General features: G+C 67.7%; 23 protein-coding genes and 1 tRNA gene. 3 read left to right on the forward strand and 21 right to left on the reverse strand.

Annotated features, from left to right (window positions below; genetic code table 11):
• Positions 1 to 69: 69 nt before the first annotated feature.
• The 3 genes from HZR14_RS11990 to HZR14_RS12000 form a co-directional block, all read right to left on the reverse strand.
• Positions 70 to 1,668 (reverse strand): preprotein translocase subunit SecD, encoded by a 1,599-nt coding sequence (locus HZR14_RS11990; RefSeq protein ID WP_181693109.1) that lies wholly within the window; start codon positions 1,666 to 1,668, stop codon positions 70 to 72.
• Positions 1,665 to 2,522, reverse strand: a complete 858-nt coding sequence (secF, locus tag HZR14_RS11995) for a protein translocase subunit SecF (RefSeq protein ID WP_181693110.1) — start codon at positions 2,520 to 2,522, stop codon at positions 1,665 to 1,667. Before secF ends, HZR14_RS11990 begins: the two co-directional genes overlap by 4 nt.
• Positions 2,523 to 2,622: 100 nt before the next feature.
• The gene (locus tag HZR14_RS12000) at positions 2,623 to 3,039 is read right to left on the reverse strand and encodes a plastocyanin/azurin family copper-binding protein (protein WP_181693111.1); all 417 of its coding nucleotides are present in this window, start codon (positions 3,037 to 3,039) and stop codon (positions 2,623 to 2,625) included.
• Between the two features lie 162 nt (positions 3,040 to 3,201).
• On the opposite strand from HZR14_RS12000, the gene HZR14_RS12005 reads away from it, so the two are divergent.
• On the forward strand, positions 3,202 to 3,906 hold the full coding sequence (locus HZR14_RS12005; protein ID WP_181693112.1) for a protein sorting system archaetidylserine synthase: 705 nt from the start codon (positions 3,202 to 3,204) through the stop codon (positions 3,904 to 3,906).
• Between the two features lie 110 nt (positions 3,907 to 4,016).
• On the opposite strand, the gene HZR14_RS12010 is transcribed toward HZR14_RS12005, so the two are convergent.
• The 3 genes from HZR14_RS12010 to HZR14_RS12020 form a co-directional block, all read right to left on the reverse strand.
• A tRNA-Met gene (locus HZR14_RS12010) sits at positions 4,017 to 4,091 on the reverse strand.
• An 84-nt stretch (positions 4,092 to 4,175) separates the two neighbouring features.
• Positions 4,176 to 4,625 carry a GtrA family protein gene (locus tag HZR14_RS12015; protein ID WP_181693113.1) on the reverse strand — a complete coding sequence of 150 codons (450 nt, stop codon included), beginning with the start codon at positions 4,623 to 4,625 and terminating at the stop codon, positions 4,176 to 4,178.
• The gene (locus HZR14_RS12020) at positions 4,622 to 5,389 is read right to left on the reverse strand and encodes a glycosyltransferase (protein ID WP_181693114.1); all 768 of its coding nucleotides are present in this window, start codon (positions 5,387 to 5,389) and stop codon (positions 4,622 to 4,624) included. Before HZR14_RS12020 ends, HZR14_RS12015 begins: the two co-directional genes overlap by 4 nt.
• A 151-nt stretch (positions 5,390 to 5,540) precedes the next feature.
• Here HZR14_RS12020 and HZR14_RS12025 point away from each other — a divergent pair, with 151 nt between their 5' ends.
• Positions 5,541 to 7,781, forward strand: coding sequence for a DUF2298 domain-containing protein (locus HZR14_RS12025; protein ID WP_181693115.1), 2,241 nt, complete (start codon positions 5,541 to 5,543; stop codon positions 7,779 to 7,781).
• 122 nt (positions 7,782 to 7,903) lie between these two features.
• Here HZR14_RS12025 and HZR14_RS12030 read toward each other — a convergent pair whose 3' ends face one another.
• From HZR14_RS12030 to truD, 5 genes are all read right to left on the reverse strand, one after another.
• Positions 7,904 to 8,161, reverse strand: a complete 258-nt coding sequence (locus HZR14_RS12030; protein ID WP_370464984.1) for a KEOPS complex subunit Pcc1 — start codon at positions 8,159 to 8,161, stop codon at positions 7,904 to 7,906.
• Between the two features lies 1 nt (position 8,162).
• The gene (locus HZR14_RS12035; protein ID WP_181693116.1) at positions 8,163 to 8,297 is read right to left on the reverse strand and encodes a DNA-directed RNA polymerase subunit P; all 135 of its coding nucleotides are present in this window, start codon (positions 8,295 to 8,297) and stop codon (positions 8,163 to 8,165) included.
• Positions 8,298 to 8,301: 4 nt separating this feature from the next.
• Entirely contained in the window at positions 8,302 to 8,562 is a 261-nt protein-coding gene (locus HZR14_RS12040; RefSeq protein ID WP_181693117.1) for an eL43 family ribosomal protein, read from the reverse strand.
• A gap of 83 nt (positions 8,563 to 8,645) precedes the next feature.
• Complete coding sequence (locus HZR14_RS12045; RefSeq protein ID WP_181693176.1) at positions 8,646 to 9,368, reverse strand: DUF2103 domain-containing protein; 723 nt, start codon at positions 9,366 to 9,368, stop codon at positions 8,646 to 8,648.
• A 152-nt stretch (positions 9,369 to 9,520) separates the two neighbouring features.
• Complete coding sequence (truD, locus tag HZR14_RS12050) at positions 9,521 to 10,846, reverse strand: tRNA pseudouridine(13) synthase TruD (protein WP_181693118.1); 1,326 nt, start codon at positions 10,844 to 10,846, stop codon at positions 9,521 to 9,523.
• Positions 10,847 to 10,935: 89 nt separating this feature from the next.
• Between truD and HZR14_RS12055 the strand changes: the two genes are divergently transcribed.
• Positions 10,936 to 12,012, forward strand: coding sequence for an NADH:flavin oxidoreductase/NADH oxidase (locus HZR14_RS12055; RefSeq protein WP_181693177.1), 1,077 nt, complete (start codon positions 10,936 to 10,938; stop codon positions 12,010 to 12,012).
• An 18-nt stretch (positions 12,013 to 12,030) separates the two neighbouring features.
• On the opposite strand, the gene pth2 is transcribed toward HZR14_RS12055, so the two are convergent.
• The 10 genes from pth2 to HZR14_RS12105 all read right to left on the reverse strand — a co-directional run bounded on the left by pth2 (position 12,031) and on the right by HZR14_RS12105 (position 22,997).
• A complete protein-coding gene (gene pth2, locus HZR14_RS12060; RefSeq protein WP_181693119.1) occupies positions 12,031 to 12,369 on the reverse strand; it encodes a peptidyl-tRNA hydrolase Pth2 in 339 nt (112 codons plus the stop codon).
• Positions 12,370 to 12,410: 41 nt separating this feature from the next.
• A complete protein-coding gene (locus HZR14_RS12065) occupies positions 12,411 to 13,538 on the reverse strand; it encodes a glycosyltransferase family protein (RefSeq protein ID WP_181693120.1) in 1,128 nt (375 codons plus the stop codon).
• Between the two features lie 97 nt (positions 13,539 to 13,635).
• Complete coding sequence (locus tag HZR14_RS12070; protein ID WP_181693121.1) at positions 13,636 to 14,520, reverse strand: SDR family oxidoreductase; 885 nt, start codon at positions 14,518 to 14,520, stop codon at positions 13,636 to 13,638.
• A gap of 2 nt (positions 14,521 to 14,522) precedes the next feature.
• Positions 14,523 to 14,948 carry a DUF5791 family protein gene (locus tag HZR14_RS12075; RefSeq protein ID WP_181693122.1) on the reverse strand — a complete coding sequence of 142 codons (426 nt, stop codon included), beginning with the start codon at positions 14,946 to 14,948 and terminating at the stop codon, positions 14,523 to 14,525.
• A 42-nt stretch (positions 14,949 to 14,990) separates the two neighbouring features.
• Entirely contained in the window at positions 14,991 to 17,894 is a 2,904-nt protein-coding gene (locus tag HZR14_RS12080) for a DUF7286 family protein (protein WP_181693123.1), read from the reverse strand.
• Positions 17,882 to 18,655 carry a DUF7284 family protein gene (locus HZR14_RS12085; RefSeq protein ID WP_181693124.1) on the reverse strand — a complete coding sequence of 258 codons (774 nt, stop codon included), beginning with the start codon at positions 18,653 to 18,655 and terminating at the stop codon, positions 17,882 to 17,884. The genes HZR14_RS12080 and HZR14_RS12085 overlap by 13 nt, the downstream gene beginning before the upstream one ends.
• Positions 18,652 to 19,047 carry a DUF7285 family protein gene (locus HZR14_RS12090; protein ID WP_181693125.1) on the reverse strand — a complete coding sequence of 132 codons (396 nt, stop codon included), beginning with the start codon at positions 19,045 to 19,047 and terminating at the stop codon, positions 18,652 to 18,654. The genes HZR14_RS12085 and HZR14_RS12090 overlap by 4 nt, the downstream gene beginning before the upstream one ends.
• Complete coding sequence (locus HZR14_RS12095) at positions 19,031 to 19,498, reverse strand: DUF7283 family protein (protein WP_181693126.1); 468 nt, start codon at positions 19,496 to 19,498, stop codon at positions 19,031 to 19,033. The genes HZR14_RS12090 and HZR14_RS12095 overlap by 17 nt, the downstream gene beginning before the upstream one ends.
• Positions 19,499 to 19,521: 23 nt before the next feature.
• Positions 19,522 to 21,219: a type II secretion system F family protein gene (locus HZR14_RS12100; protein WP_181693127.1), complete on the reverse strand. Its 1,698-nt coding sequence runs from the start codon at positions 21,217 to 21,219 to the stop codon at positions 19,522 to 19,524.
• Positions 21,216 to 22,997: an ATPase, T2SS/T4P/T4SS family gene (locus tag HZR14_RS12105; RefSeq protein WP_181693128.1), complete on the reverse strand. Its 1,782-nt coding sequence runs from the start codon at positions 22,995 to 22,997 to the stop codon at positions 21,216 to 21,218. The genes HZR14_RS12100 and HZR14_RS12105 overlap by 4 nt, the downstream gene beginning before the upstream one ends.
• Position 22,998: the final 1 nt, after the last annotated feature.

Below are 22,998 nucleotides of genomic sequence, written 5' to 3' on the forward strand. Positions count from 1 at the left end.
TTCGAACCGACGCCGCGAGCCGGCGGGTCCGCTGTCGGTTCCGCCCGATCGACACGCGAACGCCCTGGACTATCCCCGATCACCCAACACGAGGATCCGGAGGATGTCGCCGTAGGCGGGCCGTGTGATCAACACGCCGATCAACACGCCGACGATCGTCACGATCGCAAAGCCCTGCAGATCGCCGAGCGAGAGGACGGCAAGCGGCGACATCGCGACGATCGTCGTCGCCGCCGCGGCCCCGATGACCCAGAAGGCCTTCCGGAACCGCGATTCGAACACCCTCGACGTGTTGACGTCGCCCTGTTGCATGATCTCGTCGGCGATTATCACGAGGTCGTCGACCCCGGTCCCGATCACCGCGATGAAGCCGGCGATGTGCGAGAGGTCCAACGGCAAACTCACCGCGGCCGCGAAGCCGAGAAGGATATACACCTCCGCCGCCGCCGTGAGCAACATCGGCGCGGCGACCTCGGCGCGCCGATACCGCAGGAAGATCATGAGCGAGACGGCGAGCACCGCAGTGACACCGGTCACGAGCGACAGCGGCTTGAACTGCTCGGCGAGACTCGGCAGCAAAAAGAACGTCGTCCCGCGGTTCTCGATGTCGAGATTGGTTCGGAGCGCGCCGGCACGCATGTTGATTTCGAGTTCGCGGGCGTCGTCGAACGACGTCGTCGTCGTCCGATAGGAGGGGTCCTCGTCGAAGGCACCGCTTGCGAACGACGAGGAGAGACTCGGCGCGATGCCGGCCGCAAAGACCACCTCACCGTCGAGGACGGTCAACAGACACCGGCCGGGGTCGTCGGCGGTGTTCGCCTCGAGGGAGGCGTTCAAATCGTAGGTACACCGCGTACCGCCCTGCTGGTCGAAGCCGTTGGCCCGCATCGATTCGCCGAAGCGCTCGCCAGCCTCGTCGCTCAGCCGGATGGGAACGTACGTCTCGCCTTGCTCTTGTTGGGCCCCGCCGATGTCGGCGAGGTCCTCCTGGTCGAGCAGCGAATCGGTCTCGTAGGTCCCGTTCTCGTCCGGGTACAGCGCCACGATCTCGACCTGTCCGCGGTCCCCGATGAGATCTATGACCTCCGTCCGATTCGCGCCGGGAACCTCGACGACCATGAACTGCTGGCCGGGGGCGGAGACCTGCGTGGCCGACCCCCCACCGAGGCCCCGCTCGCGGAGCCGTTCGTTCAAGACGTCCTCGGAGTTGTCACGGGTATCGGAGGTGACGCCCATCCGGACGTCACCTTCCTCGGTCGGGTAGCCGGCCGCCGAGAGCGCGTCGGCGAACTCGGCTTGGGTCGTGTTCCCGACGACGTCGTCGTCGAACACCTCGACCGCCCCCGCCTCGGCGTCGGCCCGGACATCGCTCGCGCCCAGTTCGAGTTCGTCCTGCAACGTCGATTCGATCGCCCGCTCGTCGTCCGGCCCGATCTCGAGCCCCGAGACGGTCATCCCGACGAACGGCGCTCGCACCTGTGTGCCGCCGGAGAGTTCCAGCCCGAACTGCAGGTTGGTGTACTGTGAGCCCGACGCCGTATCGACGTCGTCGCCCGGACCCAAGATGCCGCCGCTGCCGCCGAAGGGCGCGAAGACGGCGACCGTACTCACGAGCAAGAAGACGGTGAGCAGCCAGACGCGCCAGTGTTTCTTGATATGGAGTTTCATTTGGCAATCCCCTCGTATTTATAATAACGAAGCAGGCTCACGTTGAGCAGGTACGTGTTCATCAGATCGGTCAGCAGGCCGAAAACGAGTATCAGTCCGACGTCGGGCAAGAGCGGAATCCCGAGCAGATAGGAGACGACCGTCATCACGATCATCGCGGCGATCGAGGTCGTCGTCATCGTTATGCCGGTCCGCATCGCGCGGAACGTCGAGGTGTAGAAATCACCGCGGCGTCTGAGAACGTGGTTGTTCAACAGCAGATCCGAGTCGACGGAGTACCCGACAAGCATCAAGAGCGCAGCGACCGTCCCGAGCGTCAACTCGATGTCGAATAGCCGCATCAACGCCAGCGGGATCACGATATCGGAGAACGCCGAAGCGATGACGGCGATCGATGGGATGAACGTCCGAAACATCAACGCGACGAGGGCTGCCATCCCGCCGAAGGCGACCATCAGCCCGAAGATCGCCTGCCGCTGTGAGTCGGAGGCGAAACTCGCAGAGCGCTCGCCGACCGATTCGATCTCGTAGCCGGCGGCCTCGGCCTGCTCGAGCAGCGGGTCAGCGTCGTCCGCCTGGAAGGTCAACTGGTAGGTGTCCGTCTGGCCGGCGATCGGCGTGATCGAATCGACGTCCTCATCGAAGGTCGACGTGATCTCCGCTGGGGAATCGTCGGTGACGACCTGCATCTCGGTGCCACCGGTGAACTCGATGCCAAGCGCCACCGGGAGGCCCGTAAGCGCTGTCGCGACCGTGAGAACGACGATCGCGACGGCCAACAGCGCGATCGGGATCGCCACCAGTTGGCGGTTGGTGTACTCCGTGTAATCGACGTCCGGTACCGACGCATCCATGCCTCCCGATGTGAATCCCCTGCGAATAAGGGTTGTCGTTCGCCTCTCGGGGAGCCGTGATCCGGGAGGGATATCCTCACAAGGCGTCGCCGGACGGGACCTAGTCGGTGACGACTATCGCACCGATCATGCCGCTCGGCTCGTGGGGAATACAGAGGTAGTTGTGTCGACCGGGAACCTCGAAGGTGTATTCGTACATCTCGCCGGGGGGGATGTTGCCGCCGCCGGTTGCGTGCCACTCTTGACGGGCGGTTTCGAGGTCATCGTAGCCGCCGGAAGCGAAGTATTCGGCCTCGTCCGGGATCGTTTCTTCGTAGGCGGTGACGGTGTGACCGCGCGAACCGTTGTTTCCCCAGACGACGGTTTCGCCCACTGAGACCTCGTAGGTCTCGGGGAGGAAGGCGTTTTGAGACATCCCGATATCGAAATCGTCGTCACTGAGTCCGCCGTCGAGACAGCCCGAAAGCGAGAGTGCCGTCGCGGTTCCGGCGGCTGCGATGAACGCCCGTCTGTCCATATCCCCATTTGCGATCGGACAGTGATATGTACCCCGATTCCGGACGGACGTGTCCCTCGTACTCCCGACAGCGGGCCGTCCGCGGTCGACGGTACCGACCGGCCGATTGCGGACGGAAACGAACCTACTAAGTCGGCAGTCGCCTACCGCCGAGGTAGAGTTATGCAGCCGCGGTTCCTCGGGCGATTGGGAGTCGCCGACCTGGTGACGGCCACGAACGCCGCGATCGGCTTCGCCGCCGTTGTGATCGCCATCGCCGACCCGGGCCTCGCGGCGAGACTGATCTTACTCGCGGCCATCGCCGACGGACTCGACGGCATCATCGCCCGCCGCCGTGGCGGAACCGCCGTCGGCCCGATTCTCGATTCACTCGCCGACGTCGCCTCCTTCGGTGTCGCCCCCGCGACCCTGGTGTACGTAGTCGTCACGGGCGACAGCGCGCTCGCCGTCGGCACTGGTGGGGGCGACGTCCTCGCCGCCGGCGTGGCTATCGCCGTCCCGGCGATATACGTCTCTATGGCGGTCATCCGGCTCGCGTTCTATATGCTCCACGACGGCGACCGCGCCGAGACGGAAGGCGTCCAGACGACGCTGGCTGCGACGGTACTCGCCGTGGCGTATCTGGCCGGGATCGCGGGGCCGGCGGCGCTGATCGGTCTGCTCGCGTTGTTTACGTATCTGATGGTCGCGCCGATAACGTACCCTGACCTGTACGCCCGCGACGCGGTGATCCTCGGCGGCTTACAGGCGCTTACGGTGGCCTTCCCGACGGCACTCAACAGGACGTTTCCGCGCTCGCTTTTGCTCTTTGCAGTCGGGTATCTCGTCCTCGCGCCGTTTATATACTGGCGGGAGACAGAGACCTGACGGAGCCGTACGGGCCCGAACTGCCGGAAGCCCCCGCGGCGTTCGATGCGTCGTTTTCGCTGCCGTCAGACGGATCGCCTCGGCTCACGTCACAGAGCCCTCGAAGAACATAGCGGGAGGACGATTTGAACGTCCGATCTCCGGGTTATGAGCCCGGCGGAATCTCCTGGCTATCCCATCCCGCTATCATCCTGTAGTCCACTCCAACCATTAAGGGTTGTGATTGACCTGCCGTCTGTGGAATCCACCCGTGGCAACTCCACTCGCTATCACTCGTGGACCCGCCAAGTAAACAGGCTCTCCGTGACGTAGTTGACGACCATCCCACAGCAGATCCCCGCACCGCTCGCGACGAGAAGCCACAAATCGAGGCCGAGCACGGACAGGTCGACGTGAAGCCACCGGTAGACGGCCGAAAAGACGACGAGCTGGACGGCGATGCCGCCGATCCGGACGACGTTCGAGGTCGCCAGCCGCCGCATCGTGGGGAGCACTCCGGGCCGCCCCGCCCCGGCGAACGTCCAGCGCTCGTTGAGCAAGAACATCACGACGATCGCCGACTCGATACCCACGAACTTGGCCGTCTCCGGCGTGAGCCCAGCCGTCGCGAGCGTGAGTAAGATGGCGTTGTCACAGAGCGCGCCGACGGCCCCGACGCCGGCGAACCGACCGAACCGAAACGGGGCATACAGCGTCTCGCCGAGCTCCTTGGCGTTCATTGTCGGTGTCGTTCTATCAGCGCGGTTGGGCCGTCCTCGCGCCCAGGAGTACGATAGAACGGATCCCCCGTGAGGTGCTTCGCCCGACGCCGGGTCACCACGAGGGCTTTCGCCATCGACAGCGTCGTCTTGATCGGGTCGACCGTCGAACCGGGGCGGTCCTCCCAGACGATCGGAACCTCACGGACCGACAGTCCGAGGGCTCCGGCCACCGCGATGAGTTCGAGATCCCAGGCGAACCCGGGCTCGTATAGGTGATGTCGGACGGTTCCCCAGGCGTCGGCGGTGAGCGCCTTCGCCCCGCATTGGTAGTCGTATAACGCCGAATCGAGCGACTGACGCGCGAACCACGCGAACCCATCGCCGAGCAGCCGACGGACGAGCGTCCGGTTCCCGACGACAGTCGAGTCGGGGTGCCGTCTCGATCCGGCCGCGACGTCGGCGTCACGGAGCCCCTCGACAACACGTACGAACTCCGAAGCTGGCGTACTGCCGTCGGCGTCGGCAAAGGCGAGGCGGTCGGTCGAGAGCGTCTCGAATCCGGCCGTGATGGCCGCGCCTTTTCCCCGCCGGTACGGGACCGCGTTCACTGCCACGGACGGAAGGTCGGCGGCCGAAACCGCCCGTGTGACCCCTGCGCTCGGGTCGTCGATCTCGACGCGGATCACCTCGGGATCGAGTTCGGCATCCAGATCCCGGAGATACGTCGTTAGCCGCTCGACGTCCGGCCGGAACGCCGGAATCACGATCCCGAGGCTGCTCATAGGACGTCCTGACGCCGCCGTGCGCAAAAACGATTCGACTCGCGTCGCTTCCCGACGGCCCATACCGGCCACCAGCGGTCCGCGTAGACCCACACCAGCGGTCCGCGTGGACCCACAAGCAATATACGGCCACACGTCGGCGATACGCGTGATGGAGTACGGGCTGGTCGTCGTCTGGCTCGCCGCCTATCTCGCGATCGGAGCGCTCGCGCTCCCGTTCGTCGCTACGGTCTTTTCGGGAATTCACGACCGCGGCGTCGCCTTCGCGGTTCCGAGCGGACTCGCCACGATCACTCTCGTCGGCTACCTCGTCGGCCACGTCGCCTTCGGGCTTCCGGCGCTGTCCGCCGGCGTCGCCGTCCTCGCCGTTTTGAGCTTTCGATCCGGGGGAGTCGGTCGGCGTGTCTGGCGCGCATACGCCGAAGTCGCGGCGGTCTTCGCCGTCGCGTTCCTGTTCATGCTTTCGATTCGGGCCGCTTCGCCGGCAATCGCGCCGCTGCCGCTCTCGGCCGGCGAGAAGTTCCTCGATTACGGGCTGCTCCGGTCGCTGCTCCGCAGTCCAACGCTTCCGCCCGAGGACATGTGGTTCGCGGGCGAATCGGTCCAGTATTACTACGGCGGACAGATGTTGACCGCGCTTTTGGCGACACTCACCGGGACGGCTCCGCGGTTCGCGTACAACCTCTCGTTGGCCGGCGTCTACGCGACCCTCCTCACCACCGCATACGGGCTGGCTGGTGCGATCGCGTTCGACCACGGCGTACCGCGGCGTACCGCCGCGGGCCTCGGAGCGTTCTTCGTCGGGCTCGCCGGAAACCTCCACACTGCGGTCCGGGTCGTGGCCTGGGTACTCCCCTCGGGGGCCATCACCGCACTTCCCGGTCTCCGTTCGGATCACGGACTCCTCTCGTGGACGCCGTCGGCGTTTTCATACTGGGATGCGAGCCGGGTCGTCGACGGGGCGATCAACGAGTTCCCGCTGTTTGCGTGGCTCAACGGTGATCTTCACGCCCACATGATCACGACGCCGTTTACGCTGCTCGTTGCCGGGCTGTGTTACAGTTACTGGCGGACCCCCGACGACGACCGAACGCGACGGCGGCGACTACTGCTCGCGACAGCGCCGGTCGCGGGCGTACTCGCGATCACGAACACGTGGGATTTCCCCGTCGCCGGCGGACTGGTCTTTTTGACGATCGCCTTTGGGCCGGCCGACCCGGCGACGTTGCTGCCGGGATCTACCGGTCGTCCGGGACCGACAGAAAACCGGCTCGCCGAGGAACTCCGCCGGGACGGGCTGGCACTCCTCGGTGCGGTCACGGTGCTCGTCGTCGGGGGGCTGCTCGTCGCCCCGTTTTGGCTCTCGAGTGCGAGCACCCGGAGCCTCGGCGTGTTCCCACCGAGAAGCGATATGTGGCCGCTGTTGATCGTACACGGTGGCTTCCTGTTGCTCTTTGTTCCGTATCTTGGGGGGGGGATCGCCGGCTCCCTCGAGGGCCGGCCGATCGCTGTCGGCGCTGCGGGCACGATCGGGGCAGCCCTCGCGTGGTTCGCCGGCTTCGCCGCTTTCGCGTTGTTCGGCCCCCTGTTGCTCGCCGCGTGGCTGTTGCTCCGGACCCGGACCGACATCGGCTTCGAGACCCTGTTGGTGATCGGCGGGCTCGGACTCGCTCTCGTCGTCGAGGTCGCCTACGTGGTCGAACCGCATCAGCAGGGCACGGGACTGGATCGGCTGAACACCGTATTCAAGGTCTATTCACAGGTGTGGGTCCTCTGGGCACCGGCGGCTGGCGTCGTTGCCGCACGGCTACTTGATCCCTCCAGTTGGCCCGGTGTGGTCGACACCGTGCGATGGCGACGGATCGGGATCGCCATCGTCTGTGTCACGATCGCAGCGAGCGGACTCTACGCGGGTTTCGCCGTGCCGGCACACCTCGGCGGCGATCCGGTTGGGAGCGACGGGGCGACACTCGACGGGGAAGCCTACGTCGCTGCGACGTATCCCGAAGAGGCTGCGGCGATCGCGTGGCTCGACGACCGTGAGGGACAGCCGACGATCGTGACCGCCGCGCCCGGCGGCTATCGATGGGCGCCGGACGAGGGCGAAGGCGCGGCCGCGCCGGCGAGTTTGACTGGAATCCCGACCGTACTCGGCTGGATGCACGAGAAGCAATACCGGGGCAATGACCCCTATGAGACGCGACTCCGGGACGTGAACACGATCTACGAAGGTGATCCCGACCGACAGTCGGAACTGCTCGATCGCTACGACGTCGAGTACGTCTACGTCGGGCCGGCCGAACGGGCGAGATACGACCTCACGATCCAGGGACATCGGCGGCTCACCCCGTCGTTCGAGGGCGGTGACGTCGTCATCTACGAGGTCCGATGAGGGACGGCCGTGTTTGTATCGAACAGGCGGTGGGGGCTCCCGACGACGATCCGTCCACCGCGCTCCCGCTCGCGGATCGTCGGTACCCGGTCAGCGCATACGCCGGTTGGCCCCGTCATCACTTATAAAATATCGCCCGGTTGGCCGGCTTCGGCCGATCGCTCGGCGACCTCGATGAGCGTCTCCCAGGTATTCACTCCGGCCCGGAGGGAGACGAGGTCGGCCGCGTCGATCCCGACCCGAACCACAGAGCCGTCGACGGCCAGCGTCGCCGTCGCTCGGTCGCCGTCGATCTCGCCCAGCTCCCCGCCCACCGCGTCGGCGACGAGCGCGGCGGCTTCAGGGGAACGGTACTGAAAACGCAAGTCGGCGGTGTGCACGTTAGTTGACGTTGACTTCCTTGATATCGCGACTCCGCTCTTTCAACAGAACGCGATGACCGCAGTACGGACAACGGACGCCGCCGTACTCGTCGAGTTCGACGTCTCGCTTACAGCGGGAACACTTGTAGCTCATCTATCTATTCGTCGTCGCCGATCGCAGCCCGGATGGATCGCTTGACGGTCTTTCCGGCCGGCGTCTGGGGACGGTAGGCACCGCCCGTGAACGTCTCGCCGGTCTCCTCGTTGACCCAGATTCCGGTGCCGACGCGCGTGACGTCGTCACCATCGACGGTCGCGCTCTCCGCATCGCCTTCGATCTCCGCGACGCGGCGGCGTGCGACCCGTCCATAGCGTGCGCCGAACCGGCCGGCGCTTCCTGTCGTATCGTCGGTAGCCATAGTATCGTTACATCACCACAGCGAAGTGATAAACCCCACGTTTCGCGGCGGCCAGTACGGCCACGACGTCCGGCACGGATGGATTAGCCTTTCAGTTCCGACTCCGAGAGCGCGTCGTTGAGGTCCGCACGGACGTGCTCGCCGAGCTCCCGGTCGCCGGCCGTCGTGACGATCCGATTCTCCTGGACGCTCGATCCGTCTCGGATCAGTAACCGGACGTTGCCGTGTTGGTCGGCGCGGGTGGCTTTCGCCCGGACGCCCGTCCGGGAACTCGACCCGCCCGCGTCGATCGGTCCCGGGATGATCTTTTTGACGTGCGGGTGTTCCGCGACGGTTTCGAGCGCGCGACGGCCGTCCCGGCCACCGATGAGCGTGCTGTGGCTGCCGCCGAGTTTTTCGGCGACGGTGGCCTCGACGACCTCCAATGCGGGGTCACCGCGCTTTCGTCTGACCGCGTCGACCGGGTCGTCGTCCTCGACCCGATAAAAGGGGTGATGAAGCTCCCCGCGGACCGCGGCGATTACCTCTCTGTCCCCGGTCGCGTACACCTCTTCCGGGCGCTTTCGTCGGGCTTCGTCGGCGATCCGCCCCGCGAAGTTCCGGAGTTCGGTCGGTGCCCACCGCTGATCGGCCTCGCGTTTCGTCGTCACCGTCCGCTGGCCAACGATCTCGTCGTCGAAAAGCGACGTGACCGTCGCCCGTTCGCGGTCGCACTCGAGTACGACGACGTCGGTGTTTCGGCTCCGACAGACCAGACAGTAATCGCCTGGTCGGTCGAGCGGCGACGCACAGCACCGACACTCCATGTCCGACGGAACGCGGTCGAGCCCGATAAGCAGGGCGGTTCCAGTGTTCACGCTCGGTGTGCGCCGCGAGTGCGTGTGTAGCCGAGCCGTAGCTCCTACCCCCGGTCCACGCTCGCAATGATCGATCCCGTCCACGCGCGGCATCGTCCCGCTCAGGCGAGATTGCCCGGATCGCCCTTCAGGAACTCACGGGCGAGAACCGTCGCGTAGCTTCCGTTCGGTAGCGAAAACCGAAGCGTAAGCGGATCGAGTTCGACGACGAGATCCGTTTCCACCCGGATCGCCCGCCGTGTCCCCTCGGAGCCGAACTCACCCGGTCGGTCGAAATCCCCGCGTTCGAGGCCGAGATCCGCCAATACGCTCCAGGCGATCTCCGCCGGCTCCCCCGTCCCGAACTCGGTCCCGGTACCGACGAGCGGGGCGGTGACGAACGCCCGCCCCCGCTTACAGTGACGGCGGATCGTTTCCAGTTGGGATGTCTCGACGGTTTGTGATCGCCCCGGGTCGGGAAGCCCGTCGTCATCGGCGAAGCAGACGACGTCACCCACAACCGGCTGTCCGAACGGGAGTCCCCTGCGGAGCCGCTCCGAAAGCATTCGGTTGAACGCGTACGACTGGGCGGCGTTCGTGAACATCCGCTGGAGGTTCGTCGGCAGGGTTTCGAGGGCGGCGCGGTAGTCCTCCGGTCCAGTCGCCCCCTCGGCTAACCGTCCGGCGATCGCTCGCTCGAACCGGAGTCCGCCGGGGAGGAGTTCGTTCGCGTCCGCCCACTCGCGTTCCTCGGCGAGTCTGGTCCGTGCGGCCTGTGTCCGCTCGGGTTCGCGTTCGCTGGACTCACAGACGTATCGGACCGCGGCGGACTCCCAGTCGCCGCGGACGACGTCGAGTCCGACGCGGTGGGTGATCGACCGCATCGATCCGAAGCGCTGTTGGCCGAAGTAGTTCGGGACGGCGGCCCCGTCGGACGCATCCCCGTCGTCCGCCCCAAACCGGCGGAGTTCGTCCGCGATTCGCTCGGCGTTTTCGGGGCGTTCGGCGTCGCGGACTATCACCTCGAATTCGTTGCCCGCGAGGTCCCCGAACAACACCGGCCGGCCGGCCCGCCCCAGGGGTTCGATCTCCGCTCCGTCGACTGACGGTAACTCGTTGTCCCCGTATTTGATCGAAAACAGCTGCGTCGTAATGGCGTGTTTGTCCTTCGTTCCGGCCCACGAGACGCGTTCGCGACTGACCCCTAGCCGTTTCGAGAGCGCCGACGCGAAGTCGTTCGTATCCCACCGTCGCAGCGTCGCCCGGAAGACGAGATGCGGGTACGAACCGACGTCGGCGTCGAGATCACGGAGGTCCGCGCCGAACGACTCCCGTTCGTCGACCCGGAAGTCCTCGGGACGATCACGGAGACGACCGCCGGTCCCGTCGGTTTCGGAGACGTAATACTCGATCCCGACAGCCGCCTCGATCGGGGAGGAGTCGCGCATGTGATACTGCGTCTCCGGGAGGTGGGCGTTTTACGATACCGATTCGGGCCAGAGAAGCCAAGCTTCTTCATAATACCATCCGAACTGCGATCGTGCATCTCTTTACCCCGTTCGAGTGCCGGGACGTAACGGCGAGAAATCGCGTGACGGTCTCGCCGATGTGTCAGTACGCCTGTGAAGACGAGGACGGACTCGCGGACGATTGGCATCTCGTCCATCTCGGCAGTCGAGCGACCGGCGGTGCCGGGATCGTGATGACGGAAGCGACCGCGGTCACCCCTCGAGGACGCATCTCCCCGCAGGACCTCGGCATCTGGAGCGACGAACACGCGGCGGCACTCGAGTCGGTCACCGAATATATCGCCTCCCAGGGTGCGCTCTCGGCCATCCAACTCGCCCACGCCGGTCGGAAGGCGTCGACGTCCCGGCCCTCCGAGGGCGGCGACCCGGTCCACGGGGATTCGGGATGGACGCCGGTCGGGCCGACCGACGAGCCGTGGCCCCACGGGGACTCGATCGCGACCGAACGGCTCGATTCGGCGGGGATCGAACGCGTAAAGCGGGCGTTCGTCGACGCCGCCGTCCGGGCTCTCGACGCCGGGTTCGACATCCTCGAGATCCATGCGGCACACGGCTACCTGCTTCACGAGTTCCTCTCACCGGTGACGAACACCCGCGAGGACGAGTACGGCGGCGATTTCGAGGGTCGGACCCGACTCCTCAAGGACGTCGTCACGGACGTCCGGGAGGCAGTTCCCGACGGAACGCCCGTCTTCGTCCGCCTCTCGGCGACGGACTGGCTCTCGGACCGCCGGTCCTGGACTGTGGAGGCCTCGAGCCGCCTCGCCGGGGAACTACAGCCGCTCGGCGTCGATCTCGTCGACGTGAGCGCGGGTGGGATCCACCCCGATCAGCAAGTCCCCGATACCGGCCCGCACTATCAAGTGCCCTACGCCGAGCGGATCGGAGAGAGCGGAACGCCGGTCGGCGCGGTCGGCGGAATCACGACCCCGGAGGGAGCTGACGAGGTGATCAGAAACGACCGTGCCGACCTCGCGGTCGTCGGCCGCGAACATCTCCGTGACCCGTACTTCGCGATCCGGGCCGCGGAGGCGTTAGGCTACGACGCGCCGGTCCCGAGACAATACGAGAGAGGGTTCGAGTAACGAGTGCGCCACGGACCGTCAATAGAGGCTCAGGTCCCCGGTCACGTTATCGACGACGTGTTCCGGACCGGGACCGACGGCGAGGGCCGTCACCGTCCCCGGCTCCAGTTGTGTGTGGCCGGCGTCGCTGACGATCGCGTGCGGGAGCCGTTCTTGGCGCGCCCGATCGGCGAGGCGACGCAACTGCTTCTCGCCGGAACCCTTCAGGACGATCTTCTTTTGACCGCCGGATTTCCACGCCTTCCGGGCATCCGGATCGGCGTCCTCGTACGCCTTCAGCGAGGCGTGTGCGACCTGCGCGGCGAGCTTTCCGGTTCCCATTCCGACGTCCGTCCGAGCCACGATCGCCTGTTTCATACGAGCCCTCTCGGGTGTCCCGGCCCTGAACGTTCCGGACGCTACGTCGGCCGAAGCGTCAGTTCGTCCGGTTCCATCCCCGTCTCGTCAGCGAGGTCATCGAGCGCAGCCGCGGTGACCGAGCCCGGCGAAATATCCGCATCCTTCCACGCCGGAAGGCGGGTGTCCGCTCCCGGTCGCCCGACGGTATCGGCGTAGGCGTCGATCTGCGTCAACTCGGCCTCGTGGTCGTACTCGAGGTCGTTGAAGCCGGCATCGAGCGCGTAGGCGTCCGCGAGCCGTTCGGCCGCCTCCCGATACCGTGCGTCGAGCGTGTCATACACCGGTTCGCAGCCGTTGTCCTCGACGGCCCGAAGCAACGCCTCCCCGACCTGCTCGGACATGTCCGAGAGCCCGCTCGGCCCGGAGACGGACCGGTGATCGTGCTCGTGGATCCCCAGATCGACCTGTGCGGACCCCGCCGCGCCGACCAGCCGGAACGCCTCACCGAGCGTCCCGACCTCCAGGCCCCACCCACGCTGGATTCGGAGCCGGCGCGCAAGCCATCCGGTCGTCGCGAACTCACCGGCCAGGGCGTACCGAAACGAGCCGAGATACCGGAGGATCGAATCGTCGCGGTCGGCCGCGAGCGCCTCGATCATCGGCCGATAGAACAGTCGGAAGAGCCGGCCGTACAGCCGGTCGTTCTCGACGCGGGCGTAGTAGCCCTTCGAGAACGCCGCCCCGTGTGCGAGCGGAAAGAGCAGTTTGGCGACGTGACGCTCGTCGTAGCTCTTCGTGTCCGCGTCGTGGACGACGACGTATTCGCTGTCGCTTGCGAGTCCGAGCGCGAGCCACACGTCTCGGCCTTTACCCCGCGGCCCGTCGAGCCCTGCCTCCGAGAGGCGCTCCGAAAGGCGCGGGCCGTCACACCAAAGAACCGATAACGGGAGGTCGAACCCCGAGAGCCACTGGACGACCGAGCCGACGTGCTCCTCGGAGGCCCGGAGTGAGACGACGACGCGCTCCGGGGAGACCGCCTCGAGCGCGGAGAAGACGCGCTCCGTGGCCAAGCCCGTGTGTTCTCGCTCCGTCATCGGGACGACGACGGTCGCGCTGTCGGTCGGCGCGTTCGGGCGAGCGTCCCCGAAGTCGTGAAGCGTCGTAACCGGCTCCTGTACGTATTCCATCGCCCGTACACAGGGTTCCGACGTCGAAAAAGGGTCTGCTTGCGGCATCGTCTGTCGGCTGGTACGGCTCCAGCCGCGACGCTGTCGGACGTAAGCGTCAGTTCGCGTTACTGTGGGCGTCGATCGCTGGCCGGTAGCCCTCCCGGTAGGTCGGATACCGGAACTCGTAGCCGAGTTCACGGACACGATCGTTCGAGCACCGCTTGCTCGTCAGGATTCGCCGCCGGGCCGCCTCCGGGAGCCCATCGTCGTCTAGGCGGTCAGCTTTGGTCCGTTTCGGCGGGCGTCCGACGCCGCATTCGTCGGCGAGCCAGTCGGCAAACGCCCACTTGTCGACCGGTTCGTCGTCGACCGCAACGAGTACCTCCTCGGGGGTCGATTCGAGCATGAACCGGACGATCCCGGCCGCATCGTCGCGGTGAATCATGTTCAGATAGCCCTCCGTTACGGGGCCATCGAGGTACCGTTCGAGGCGGTAGCGATCCGGGCCGTAGAGACCGGCAAACCGGGCGACACTCCCGTCGATACCGTATTCCGGGGCGATCTCGCGGGCGATCCGTTCGGCTTCCGTGAGTACCCGCGTCTTTTCGGTCGTCGGGGTGAGCGGCGTGTCCTCGTCGACGAACTCGCCGCCGTGATCACCGTAGACGCCCGTACTCGAGGTATACACCAGCCGGTTCGGCGGCGACGCGCGCGATCCGAACGTCTCGATCGCCGTCCGGAGGCCGTCGACGTAGACGCGCTCGGCCGCCTCCGCCCCCCGGCCACCGGAGGACGCCGCGAAGACGAGCGCGTCGACGTCCGGAACCGCCTCGAGGGCGTCCGGATCCGTCGCGTCGGCTCGGACGGCGTCGGCGCCGGTCGCCTCGACGGCCTCGATGCCGGCGTCGGATCGCCGAACCCCGACGACCTCGTGGTCCTCGAGGAGCTGGCGAGCGAGCTCGAGTCCGACGTATCCACATCCGAGGATACCGACTCGCATCGCTATCGGGCCCCTTCGATGTACTGATACAGCAACACGAACTCCTCGAGGGTCATGGGGAATCTCCCCTCGACCTTCGATTGTATCTCGCGGGCCTCGAGTTCGCCCTCGATCCCCGATTCGACGGCCTCGACGTCTAAAACCGCGGTCGTCATCCCCATGAGGAGTTCGTCCCTGGCGATGGCGGCGATCGTCTCGCTGTCCGGTGTATCGTCCGAAACCGCGAGTATCGAGGCGACCTCCTCGAGCGTCAGTTCGGGAGCCTCCCCGTCGAGCAGAGATCGCAGTACGGCTGGATCGACCCTGGACGCTTCGGCGACCGAGTCGACACCGTACTCGTCGACCTGCGTTGCGAGCGCGTCGAGATATCGATCGTGGATTTCCGAGGGAGCCAGATCACCGGGCGTGTCCGCGATTTCGTGGAGCATATCGCCCGTTCGGCCTCCCCGTTCAAGTAGCGTTCGGGCCGCCTACGAACCCCACCCCGGCGACCGTTTGATCGGTTTGCCGTCGGTATCGCCGACGCCTCGGGGTCCCGGTGGGACGACGACGACGACCGCGGTCCGGGTCCGAACGGTGACCCGTTCGGCCGTTCCGAGGCGCTCGATGTCGCCGTCGTGTGTCACCCAGGCGGTCCGGCCATCCCGGAGATACGCCATCGTCGCGGCCCCGTCGCCCCGGTTCGTCCTGACCGCGAACCGTTCGTACTGCCCCGAGAGGCTGACATACCACACGTTCGCGGTAGCGAACCAATAGCCCGGGACCGGTAGGATCGGTAATCCGGCCGGAACCGCCCCGAGTCGGTCGCCGAGCAGGCGAACCCGGGCACGCTCGGCCCCGCTCTCGATTCCGTCCGCGAGGACGTCCTCGAGTTCCTCGCCGTATTCGTTCTTTGCCCCTCGCTGTGCCGCGGTCGTCGTCGGTTCCGGTGGACGGGCGGCGTCGTCCTCCAGCGTAGAATCGAGCGTCGTCTCCAATCGGAGCTCGATCCGCTCGCGGGTCGGTGGCCCGTCGATCGAGGCCGCGGCCCGTTCGATCGTCGTGCCGTTCGTGAGCATGAGCGCCTCCTCGGCGGCCGGAGCGTGGACACGGAGCGCCGCCTCGGCCTCGTGTTCGGGAACGCCCGAATCGACGAGGTCGGCGACCAGCTCTCCGCGAACGTGATCGGTCGCGTCTTCGACCTCCGTCTCCAGTTCGTCGTATTTCGACATGCCAGGACGCATCGCATCGAGCGTCCGCGCCGCCGTCGACAGCGAAACGCGGCCAGTGCTGAGAAACGGGATCCGATCGAAGATCCCGCTCGCCACCTGGCTGTGCGGCGACGAAAAGACGCTGACGGTCTTCGTCGAGAGCGGGTAGACGCTGCCGCCGCCGCGGGCGTCGATCCGATCGCGGGTCACGCCACTCGTCGTGAGATACGAGGGCGCGGTCTCGACCGCGAGCGAGAGGTTTCCGGCAGGATCGGCTATCGGTTCCGCATCCGGCCTCGATGCCCCTCGGTGGGCGGCCAGCGCGCCGTCGAGGCGGTCGGTACCGAGATACTCGCCCAGGGCGTCCTCGATGCCGGCGTTGGTACCGTCCGAAGCCGAGACTCTCCGGTCGAGTTCCGAGTCGAGAGCCCCCATATACGTGAGTCGACCCGCCTGGATCGTCCGCTCGTGTGCCGACCGGTCGGCTTCGATCAGCAACTCACCGCGCATTCCGTCGAACTCGTCGCGGAGCCGTTCTGCGGGATCCGCCCGACCGGTTCCGACTGACGGGGCCGGAAGCGTGAGCGAAACGTCGCTAACACGGTCCCGGACGGTGCCGATGTCGGCTTCGACGGTCGAGCGGTCGATCGACCACCCCGCCGTTGCGGTCGCCGTCGCCCGAACCGACTCCCCTGTCGCTGCCGCTTTCGCTGCGTCCTCGAACCCGCCTACATCCCTGATCGCACGCCGGCCGGCTCGGTCGGCGGCACGGCTGAGATGCCCGTCGACCCGGCCGTCGGGCACCCCTTTCATCGGCACCGTTCGCGCCTGCGCCGCGATCCGGACGCGGTAGCTCCGCTCGGTAACCGACGTCGTGGACTCCGTCTCGTTGTCCTTCTCCCAGTCCCGGATCGTCGTTCTCGTCACCGTTACGTCGTACCGGCCGGTATCGACGGTCGTCCATCCGGTCGCGCTCGGCCCGCCGCTACCGGCCCGGTCGGCGTCGACGGATTCGTCGGTATCGACGGACGTGAGCGTCCAGCCGTATCCGGGCGATCTGTCCCCTCGGCGTGATCGATCCCGGAACGCCGTCGTCGTCGCGATGCGCGCTTCGACCGTGTGGACTCGATCGATGCGTTCTTCGAGCCGATCGGGACCGGTCACGCCGATCGTATCGGCGAATGCGCGGTCGGCCGAAGTATCGATGTCGGCGGTCACCACGGGGGTATCGGGCTCCTCGCGCCAGGTCCCGACCGGCTGTTCGGGCGGCGGAGCCGGACCCAGCGCGTCGGCACCTTTGAGTACTGTGTCGGTCCACTCTTTGTCCCCACCGACCCCGACGAGGGCGTCCGTCGTCGCGATTCGCCGGCCTGCGGCCGCAACGCCGCGGTGGCCGTTCGGGTCCGCCTCACCGAACGTCGCCCGCTGTTCGGCGAGCAACGCGTCGTTCGTCGCCAACTCGACGTGTCGCGTGCCGAGCACCGTCGATATCGGTGCGCCACCGTATTGGGCGTATCCGCGGACCCACGCGATCGGGTAGAGCCGAGCGGTGACTCGCCGCCCGAGTCCGCGCTGGAGCACCGGTGCGTTCGCTCGCGTCTCGAAGCGCTCGGTTCGATCGTGTAACAGCAAGGCGGGATTGGAGACGACGAACGTCGGGGATCGCTCGACGCTCCTCAGCGCCCGGCCGTCCCTCGTCGCGGCGAAGTTTACGCCGTCGATCTCGACGGCCATCGCGGCCTCGTCCTCGCCCGCCCGTCCGATATCGACCCGTTCGATCGCGGCCCGATACCCCTTTGTCGTCGGTTCGACGGCCGGCAGTGAGGCCGAGACCGTGACCGCCCCCCGTGTCGCTTCGACGCCGTCGAGTCGGTCGGCGGCGCGCAAATAGAGCCGCAGTCGGAGCGCGTCCCGGAACGGCTTGCTCCCGTTTAGCGCCCGTCCGGCGGGCGTGTCGGCCGGCTCCGTGACGGGATCGATCGCGGCGTTCGTTGCGGCGGTATCTGCCGCACCGCGTAGCTCCGTCAGGGCGGCGGCGGCCGCACCGTCCATCGCGTCCTCGATGGCGGGGGTCCCGTCCGAGGGCTGTACCACGGTCGTCGCTGCCAGCGTCGTGCTCGTGAGGAGCAACAGAACCCCGACGAGCGCGAACGGGACGCGACCGCGGTCGTTCACGGCTCCCACCGCCGAACGACGATCTCGACGCGCCCGGACGCCGTGCCGTCCGGCACGGTCTCGGACGCGCTGCTGTCCGAACGCAGGTCGGCTTCGAGGCGGCCGGCGAGTCCGGCGGCGAGCCGCTCGTTCGCCAGCCTCGGCGATGCGTCGACGATCGCGTCGTCGACGTCGACGGCCAGGAGTTCGGCGATCGAACGGTACCGGTCCGCGCCCTGGGCCGCAGTCCGGGGATCGACGAGCCGGAGTCTGGTCCGTTCCGGCGGGAAGAGCCGACGTATGTACGCCTCGGCGACTGCCGTGGCGAACGATTCGGTCGATTCAGGGGACTCGGGGGTCGACAGACCGCTGTCGACCGTCAATCGCGTCGCGGCCACGTCGGCCGTCGAGGGTGGTATCGGGCCGACCGTGATCTCCCCTTCGAGTGGTGCCTCGGGGTACGGTACCCACCGGGTGGTGATCCGAACCCGGTCGGCCGTCCGGTACCCGACCACGCGGCGGGTCGCGGCGGGATACGACGACGGGACGAGTCGATCGCCATCGAGCACAGCAGCGAGCACCGTTGCACGCGTGAGGTGCTGTGCGAGCGTCCCGTGGGATTCGTGGCCGTCTTCGACCGGAACGGTCGCCGTCACGGTCCCGACCGACACCGCGCTCGGATCGCTGTCGACCGTCGATCGCCAGCCCTCCTCGGGGACAGCAACAGCGAGCGTACCGATGGCAACGCCGACCAACACGAGACAGATCGTGACGTCGAGTACGGTACTCACACCTCGGGCCACGTACACACCTCCAGCGTCCCCGGCCGAACTATCCCCGGAGCGGTGCGAACACGTACCGTTCGCCGAACACAGCCGCCGGTCGACGACCGCCTCGGGCCGCCGTGCCACACGTCGGATCCACTCCGAAGGGTAGCGTTCATCCCGTACCCGTTGGGGCTGGCGGCGTCGGCCGACCCCTCGATCGGCGGCTGGAGGACTCCCAGCGAGGACGCCTCGTCGACGAACCGGTCTGCGGCGACCGGTGCCATCTCGGATTCGATCGTCAGCGAGGGGAGCGTCGAATCCAGTGCCCCGACGTACAGCGAGAGGCCGACACCGAGCGCAAACACCGCTACGAGCGCGGCGAGCGGTTCGGTCTGACCCCTACCCGACGAGGACAACGTCGGTTCCCTCCCATCGAACCCGGCGGGCCAGGAGTCGGTCGGTTCCCTGCCACTGCGGTTCGGTCTCTCTCGCCCGTTGTACGGCTCGTTCGAACTCGTCGGGCGTCCGGAAGGCCCGCTCGGGAGGCTCGCCGAGAAGCGCCGCTCGGAGTGCATTGTCCCTAACGACCGGGACGACCGGACCGTAGCCGAACCGGGCGTGTTCGGTGCCACCCGGGCCGCGGAGGGAGATCGAGTCGGCCCCGACACGCGCGGTTTCGGCGTTCGAGAGCGGGTGTTTTCCCACCGCGGCGTGCTCGCTCGCGGCGACGCTGTCGACCGTCCGTGCCGCCCCGGATGCGTCCGGCGGGACCGCCGATGGAAGAGCACTCACCATCCCGACCGCGGTCCCGCTGACTATCGTCAGCCCGATCCAGACGTACCACGCGTCCAAGGGCATCTCGAACATGGGCGGTCTGGCCCCGTCTTGGGTTATAAACCTCCGGAGACGCCCGACGTGACAAAAACCGCCAGCAGGTACGTCGCCGTCGCGGTACAGAGCGCGATCCCGACCCGGTAGCCGACGGTCGCCCGGTCGAGCCCGCGCTGTAGCCCCGTCGAAAGTCCCGTCAGGACCGCGGCCATGAGGAGCACATAGACGCCGACGGCGATTCCGAGGCCGGCTGTCTCGGGAGCGCTCCCGTTCAGCGCATCCGTCGTTCCGACACTGTCCGCGAGCGCGACGGTGGCACCGCCAACGAGCGGCCCGAAGAACGCAGCGGTGTTCGAAAGCGTCGACGTCACGCGGGCGAGATCCTGTCTGGCGTCCCGCTCGACGCGACCGAGTTCGTCGAGGTGATCCGCCGTCTCGACGAGCGCCCTGCCGGCTGGAGCCCCGGTTCCCGCTGCCATCCCGAGCAGCCGGGCCATGCTCTCGGCCCGCTGGCTCGGAAGTCCGTCGAGCGCGCCGTGTTCGCCGACGAACGCGACTTCGACACCGACGCGGAGTTGGCGTTGGCGCCTGGCCGCGGCCCGGAAGGTATCACCCGCGATCCCGTCGAGTTCTCCGGCCGCATCGGCGACCGCCTGCTCGACGGCGATCCCATCGGAGACACGGCGACCGACGAGATAGAGCGCGTCGGAAAGCGCCGATTCGAGCGTATCCGCTCGCTTCCTGACGGCGACGACTGGGTGATATCGGACGAACAGGGCGACGCCGACGGCGAACCCAACGACGGTAAGCGGCACGGTCCACCGGGGGAGAAACGTCCGGGCTGTGAGCCCACCGGCGAGTCCCGCACCAGCACCCGCCCCGAGGTAGATGGCGGGGTGGGTCGCCACCTCGGCGTCGATGGGGGCCGGTGGGAACGCGACTGGACGGTTCGCGAGCAGCCAGCCGCTCCCACAGAGCAATCCGGCGGGGAGGGCGAGGTCGTATATCGCAACGATCGCGGGCAGCGTCGCCTCGACACCGGCCGCACCTGCCGCCGGCAACACGCTGACCAGCGCGAGGGGAAGCAGGACGCCGAAGGCATACATCGCCGTCGACGGTCCCCGAAGCGAGTCTGCGGCCTCCGTCGCCCGGTCCCGTGTGCCGTCCAGGATTGTCCTCATTGCACGGTCGAGCGTCCTGTCGCGTTCGGCGGCGGGGGCATCTGCGGCGGCTTCGACGAGCGTCAGCGAGCGATACAGCGCCGGAAACCGCCCCCGCCAGGCCTCGGCGAACGCGCCGAGTCCGGACAGCGGCGTTCCGCGGGCACGCCCGACGTGATCGGCGAGGCGGCCACCGAGGCGCCCCTCCGTTTCGGCGGCGAAAGCGGCGGCCTCCTCGGCCGCCGGCGCGATCCGCATCCGCAGGACGGCACGGCTAACCACCGTCGGCGCGGTGCCGAGCGTCCGGCTTCGGCGGGCGCTGGCGACCGCGAGGATACCGCCGCGTGCGAGGACCGCCGCTCCGGAGCCGAGACCCGCGGCGGCGACGAGCAGCGACGGCCGACCGAGGCCGATCGCGATCGCCCCGAGACACAGGCCGACGGCGATACCGGTCCCGTCGGCCGCGGCGGCGAGCGCCTCGGGATCGCCATCGAGGAAGGGGGCGAGCGCCCGGATCGACGCCGGCGTCGAGGATCGCGGTGACAGCGCCGCGAACGTCCGGAGCAGCCGGGAGCGGCCGGATGACACCGTACTCATCCCCCCAGTTGAGCGGTCCGTTTCCGGATCGCCGCCTCGACGTCGGCGGCGGTCTCTGTCGGCGTCGACAGGTCTTCGACGAGGCGGGCATCAGCCAGTTGAACGGTCTCCGAGTCGGCGTCGTACAGCGACTCGAAGTCGATGCCATCGCGGGCCCGTCGGACCGCCTCGATCGACCGAACCCGCCGCCGCCGTGAGCCGCTGTCCTCGTAGGCTTCGACCGCGACGACCAGATCCGTGTCGGCGAACGCCGACTCCGCGACGCCGAGGTCGGTGACGACGCGCTCTCTGACGGACTCGCCGTCGCCGCCGTGGATCGTTCCGAGGACCGTCCCGTCGGCCGCACCGACCCGCATGGCCTCGTATAACACCTGGGCCTCCTCGCCGCGGACTTCGCCGACGACCAGCGCCCCGTCACCGAGCCGAAGCGCCGTCCTGAGCGCCTCGGTGGCGGTGATAGACGCGCCGTCCCCCGTCGTCACCCGGAGCGGCTGGACGTCTCGGCCGTCACGTTGAAGCTCCGAGACCGGGAGCTCGGGCGTGTCCTCGATGGCGACCGTCCGGACGTCGGGTGGGATCTCCCACAGCAACGCCCCGAGAAGCGTCGTCTTGCCGGCTCCCCGCGACCCGGCCAGAAGCGTCGCCGCGCCGCGTTTCGTCGCCACGGAGAGGAACGCCGCGACCTCCGCAGAGAGCGTCCCGTTGTCGACGAGATCAGCGATCCGGAACGCCTCCTCGTCGTGTGCCCGGAAGGTAAACCCGGTGCCGTCGCTCACGGGGTCCGTCACCCCGGCAATCCGTACCCGCCGGCCGCCGGCGTCGGCGGTCGCATCGAGTGTCGGGCTGGCCTGTGAAAACGCCCGCCCGCTCGATCGTCGGAACCGCGACGCCAGCGCCGCGACGCCGTCCTCGGTGAGCCTGACGTTCGTCCGAAACGTCTCGCCGTCACAGCGGACCCGGATGCGGTTGTCGGCGACGGGGGCCGTAACGAACGCGTCAGTCACGCCCGGATCGGCAAAACAGTCCTCGAGGACCCCGAGTCCGCGCGTGTGCTTGGTGAGTGCGGCGGACAGCGTTCCGACCGGTTGATCCGGGCCGGCGACGGATCGGACTGCACGAGTAGGTGCCCGCTGGCCGCCTCCGATCGCGCCGCGGGCCAGTCGGCCGTGTGCCTCGGCGAGCGTCGCGGTGTCCTCGGGGTCGAGGCGGTGTTCGGCGGGTGTGAGATGGTACGTTGCCATCTCGCCGCCGTCGTACCGGCGGACGATCGCGCCCGTATCGAGCTCGTATCGATCCCGGAGCGTCGCGTCCGCCGGAGGGCGGGTGGCGACTCGGGATCTGGCGACCGTGGGGCCGATCTGTGGCCGCAACGCCGTCGGGTAGTCGCTCCCGAGGAACGCAGCCAGCCCGGTCTCCGCGACCAGCCCAGCGACGGGGCCGGTTCGCCCGGCCGCCGCGGTCGCCGCCCCGAGAGGATCCTCCCGCGCCCGCTCGGCGAGCGCCCCGTCGTGAAACGTCGCGGCGTCGGCGAACCGGCCGGCAGCGACGAGGAATCCGGCAGCCCCGTCCTCATAGGCCCGTTCGAACCCGGCCGACCGCGTCCGAACGGACGCTATGTCTCGGCGTTCGAGCGCCTCGATGACGGTTCGCCGGCAGGCCGGTTCCTCACTGAGACGCCCGCCGCCGGGGCACTCGTCGCTTTCGACGGAGAGGCAGTCGGCCTCGAACGTCGGCTCACAGCGACACTCGGCCTCCGATGACAGCAGTCGGGCGAACACG

Origin of the sequence: Natronomonas salinimetallica, from assembly GCF_013839515.1 — an archaeon.
In the GTDB taxonomy this organism is placed as follows: Archaea; Halobacteriota; Halobacteria; order Halobacteriales; family Haloarculaceae; genus Natronomonas.

Excerpts from the sequence above, each read along its gene's own strand:
- HZR14_RS12075 (WP_181693122.1), bottom strand. The coding sequence starts at position 14,948 with ATGCTCCACGAAATCGCGGACACGCCCGGTGATCTGGCTCCCTCGGAA.
- HZR14_RS12035 (WP_181693116.1), bottom strand. The coding sequence starts at position 8,297 with ATGAGCTACAAGTGTTCCCGCTGTAAGCGAGACGTCGAACTCGACGAG.
- HZR14_RS12015 (WP_181693113.1), bottom strand. The coding sequence starts at position 4,625 with ATGAACGCCAAGGAGCTCGGCGAGACGCTGTATGCCCCGTTTCGGTTC.
- HZR14_RS12025 (WP_181693115.1), top strand. The coding sequence starts at position 5,541 with ATGGAGTACGGGCTGGTCGTCGTCTGGCTCGCCGCCTATCTCGCGATC.
- HZR14_RS12020 (WP_181693114.1), bottom strand. The coding sequence starts at position 5,389 with ATGAGCAGCCTCGGGATCGTGATTCCGGCGTTCCGGCCGGACGTCGAG.
- HZR14_RS12005 (WP_181693112.1), top strand. The coding sequence starts at position 3,202 with ATGCAGCCGCGGTTCCTCGGGCGATTGGGAGTCGCCGACCTGGTGACG.
- HZR14_RS11990 (WP_181693109.1), bottom strand. The coding sequence starts at position 1,668 with ATGAAACTCCATATCAAGAAACACTGGCGCGTCTGGCTGCTCACCGTC.
- HZR14_RS12065 (WP_181693120.1), bottom strand. The coding sequence starts at position 13,538 with ATGGAATACGTACAGGAGCCGGTTACGACGCTTCACGACTTCGGGGAC.
- HZR14_RS12100 (WP_181693127.1), bottom strand. The coding sequence starts at position 21,219 with ATGAGTACGGTGTCATCCGGCCGCTCCCGGCTGCTCCGGACGTTCGCG.
- HZR14_RS12000 (WP_181693111.1), bottom strand. The coding sequence starts at position 3,039 with ATGGACAGACGGGCGTTCATCGCAGCCGCCGGAACCGCGACGGCACTC.
- HZR14_RS12095 (WP_181693126.1), bottom strand. The coding sequence starts at position 19,498 with ATGTTCGAGATGCCCTTGGACGCGTGGTACGTCTGGATCGGGCTGACG.
- HZR14_RS12070 (WP_181693121.1), bottom strand. The coding sequence starts at position 14,520 with ATGCGAGTCGGTATCCTCGGATGTGGATACGTCGGACTCGAGCTCGCT.
- truD (WP_181693118.1), bottom strand. The coding sequence starts at position 10,846 with ATGCGCGACTCCTCCCCGATCGAGGCGGCTGTCGGGATCGAGTATTAC.
- secF (WP_181693110.1), bottom strand. The coding sequence starts at position 2,522 with ATGGATGCGTCGGTACCGGACGTCGATTACACGGAGTACACCAACCGC.
- HZR14_RS12045 (WP_181693176.1), bottom strand. The coding sequence starts at position 9,368 with ATGGAGTGTCGGTGCTGTGCGTCGCCGCTCGACCGACCAGGCGATTAC.
- pth2 (WP_181693119.1), bottom strand. The coding sequence starts at position 12,369 with ATGAAACAGGCGATCGTGGCTCGGACGGACGTCGGAATGGGAACCGGA.
- HZR14_RS12040 (WP_181693117.1), bottom strand. The coding sequence starts at position 8,562 with ATGGCTACCGACGATACGACAGGAAGCGCCGGCCGGTTCGGCGCACGC.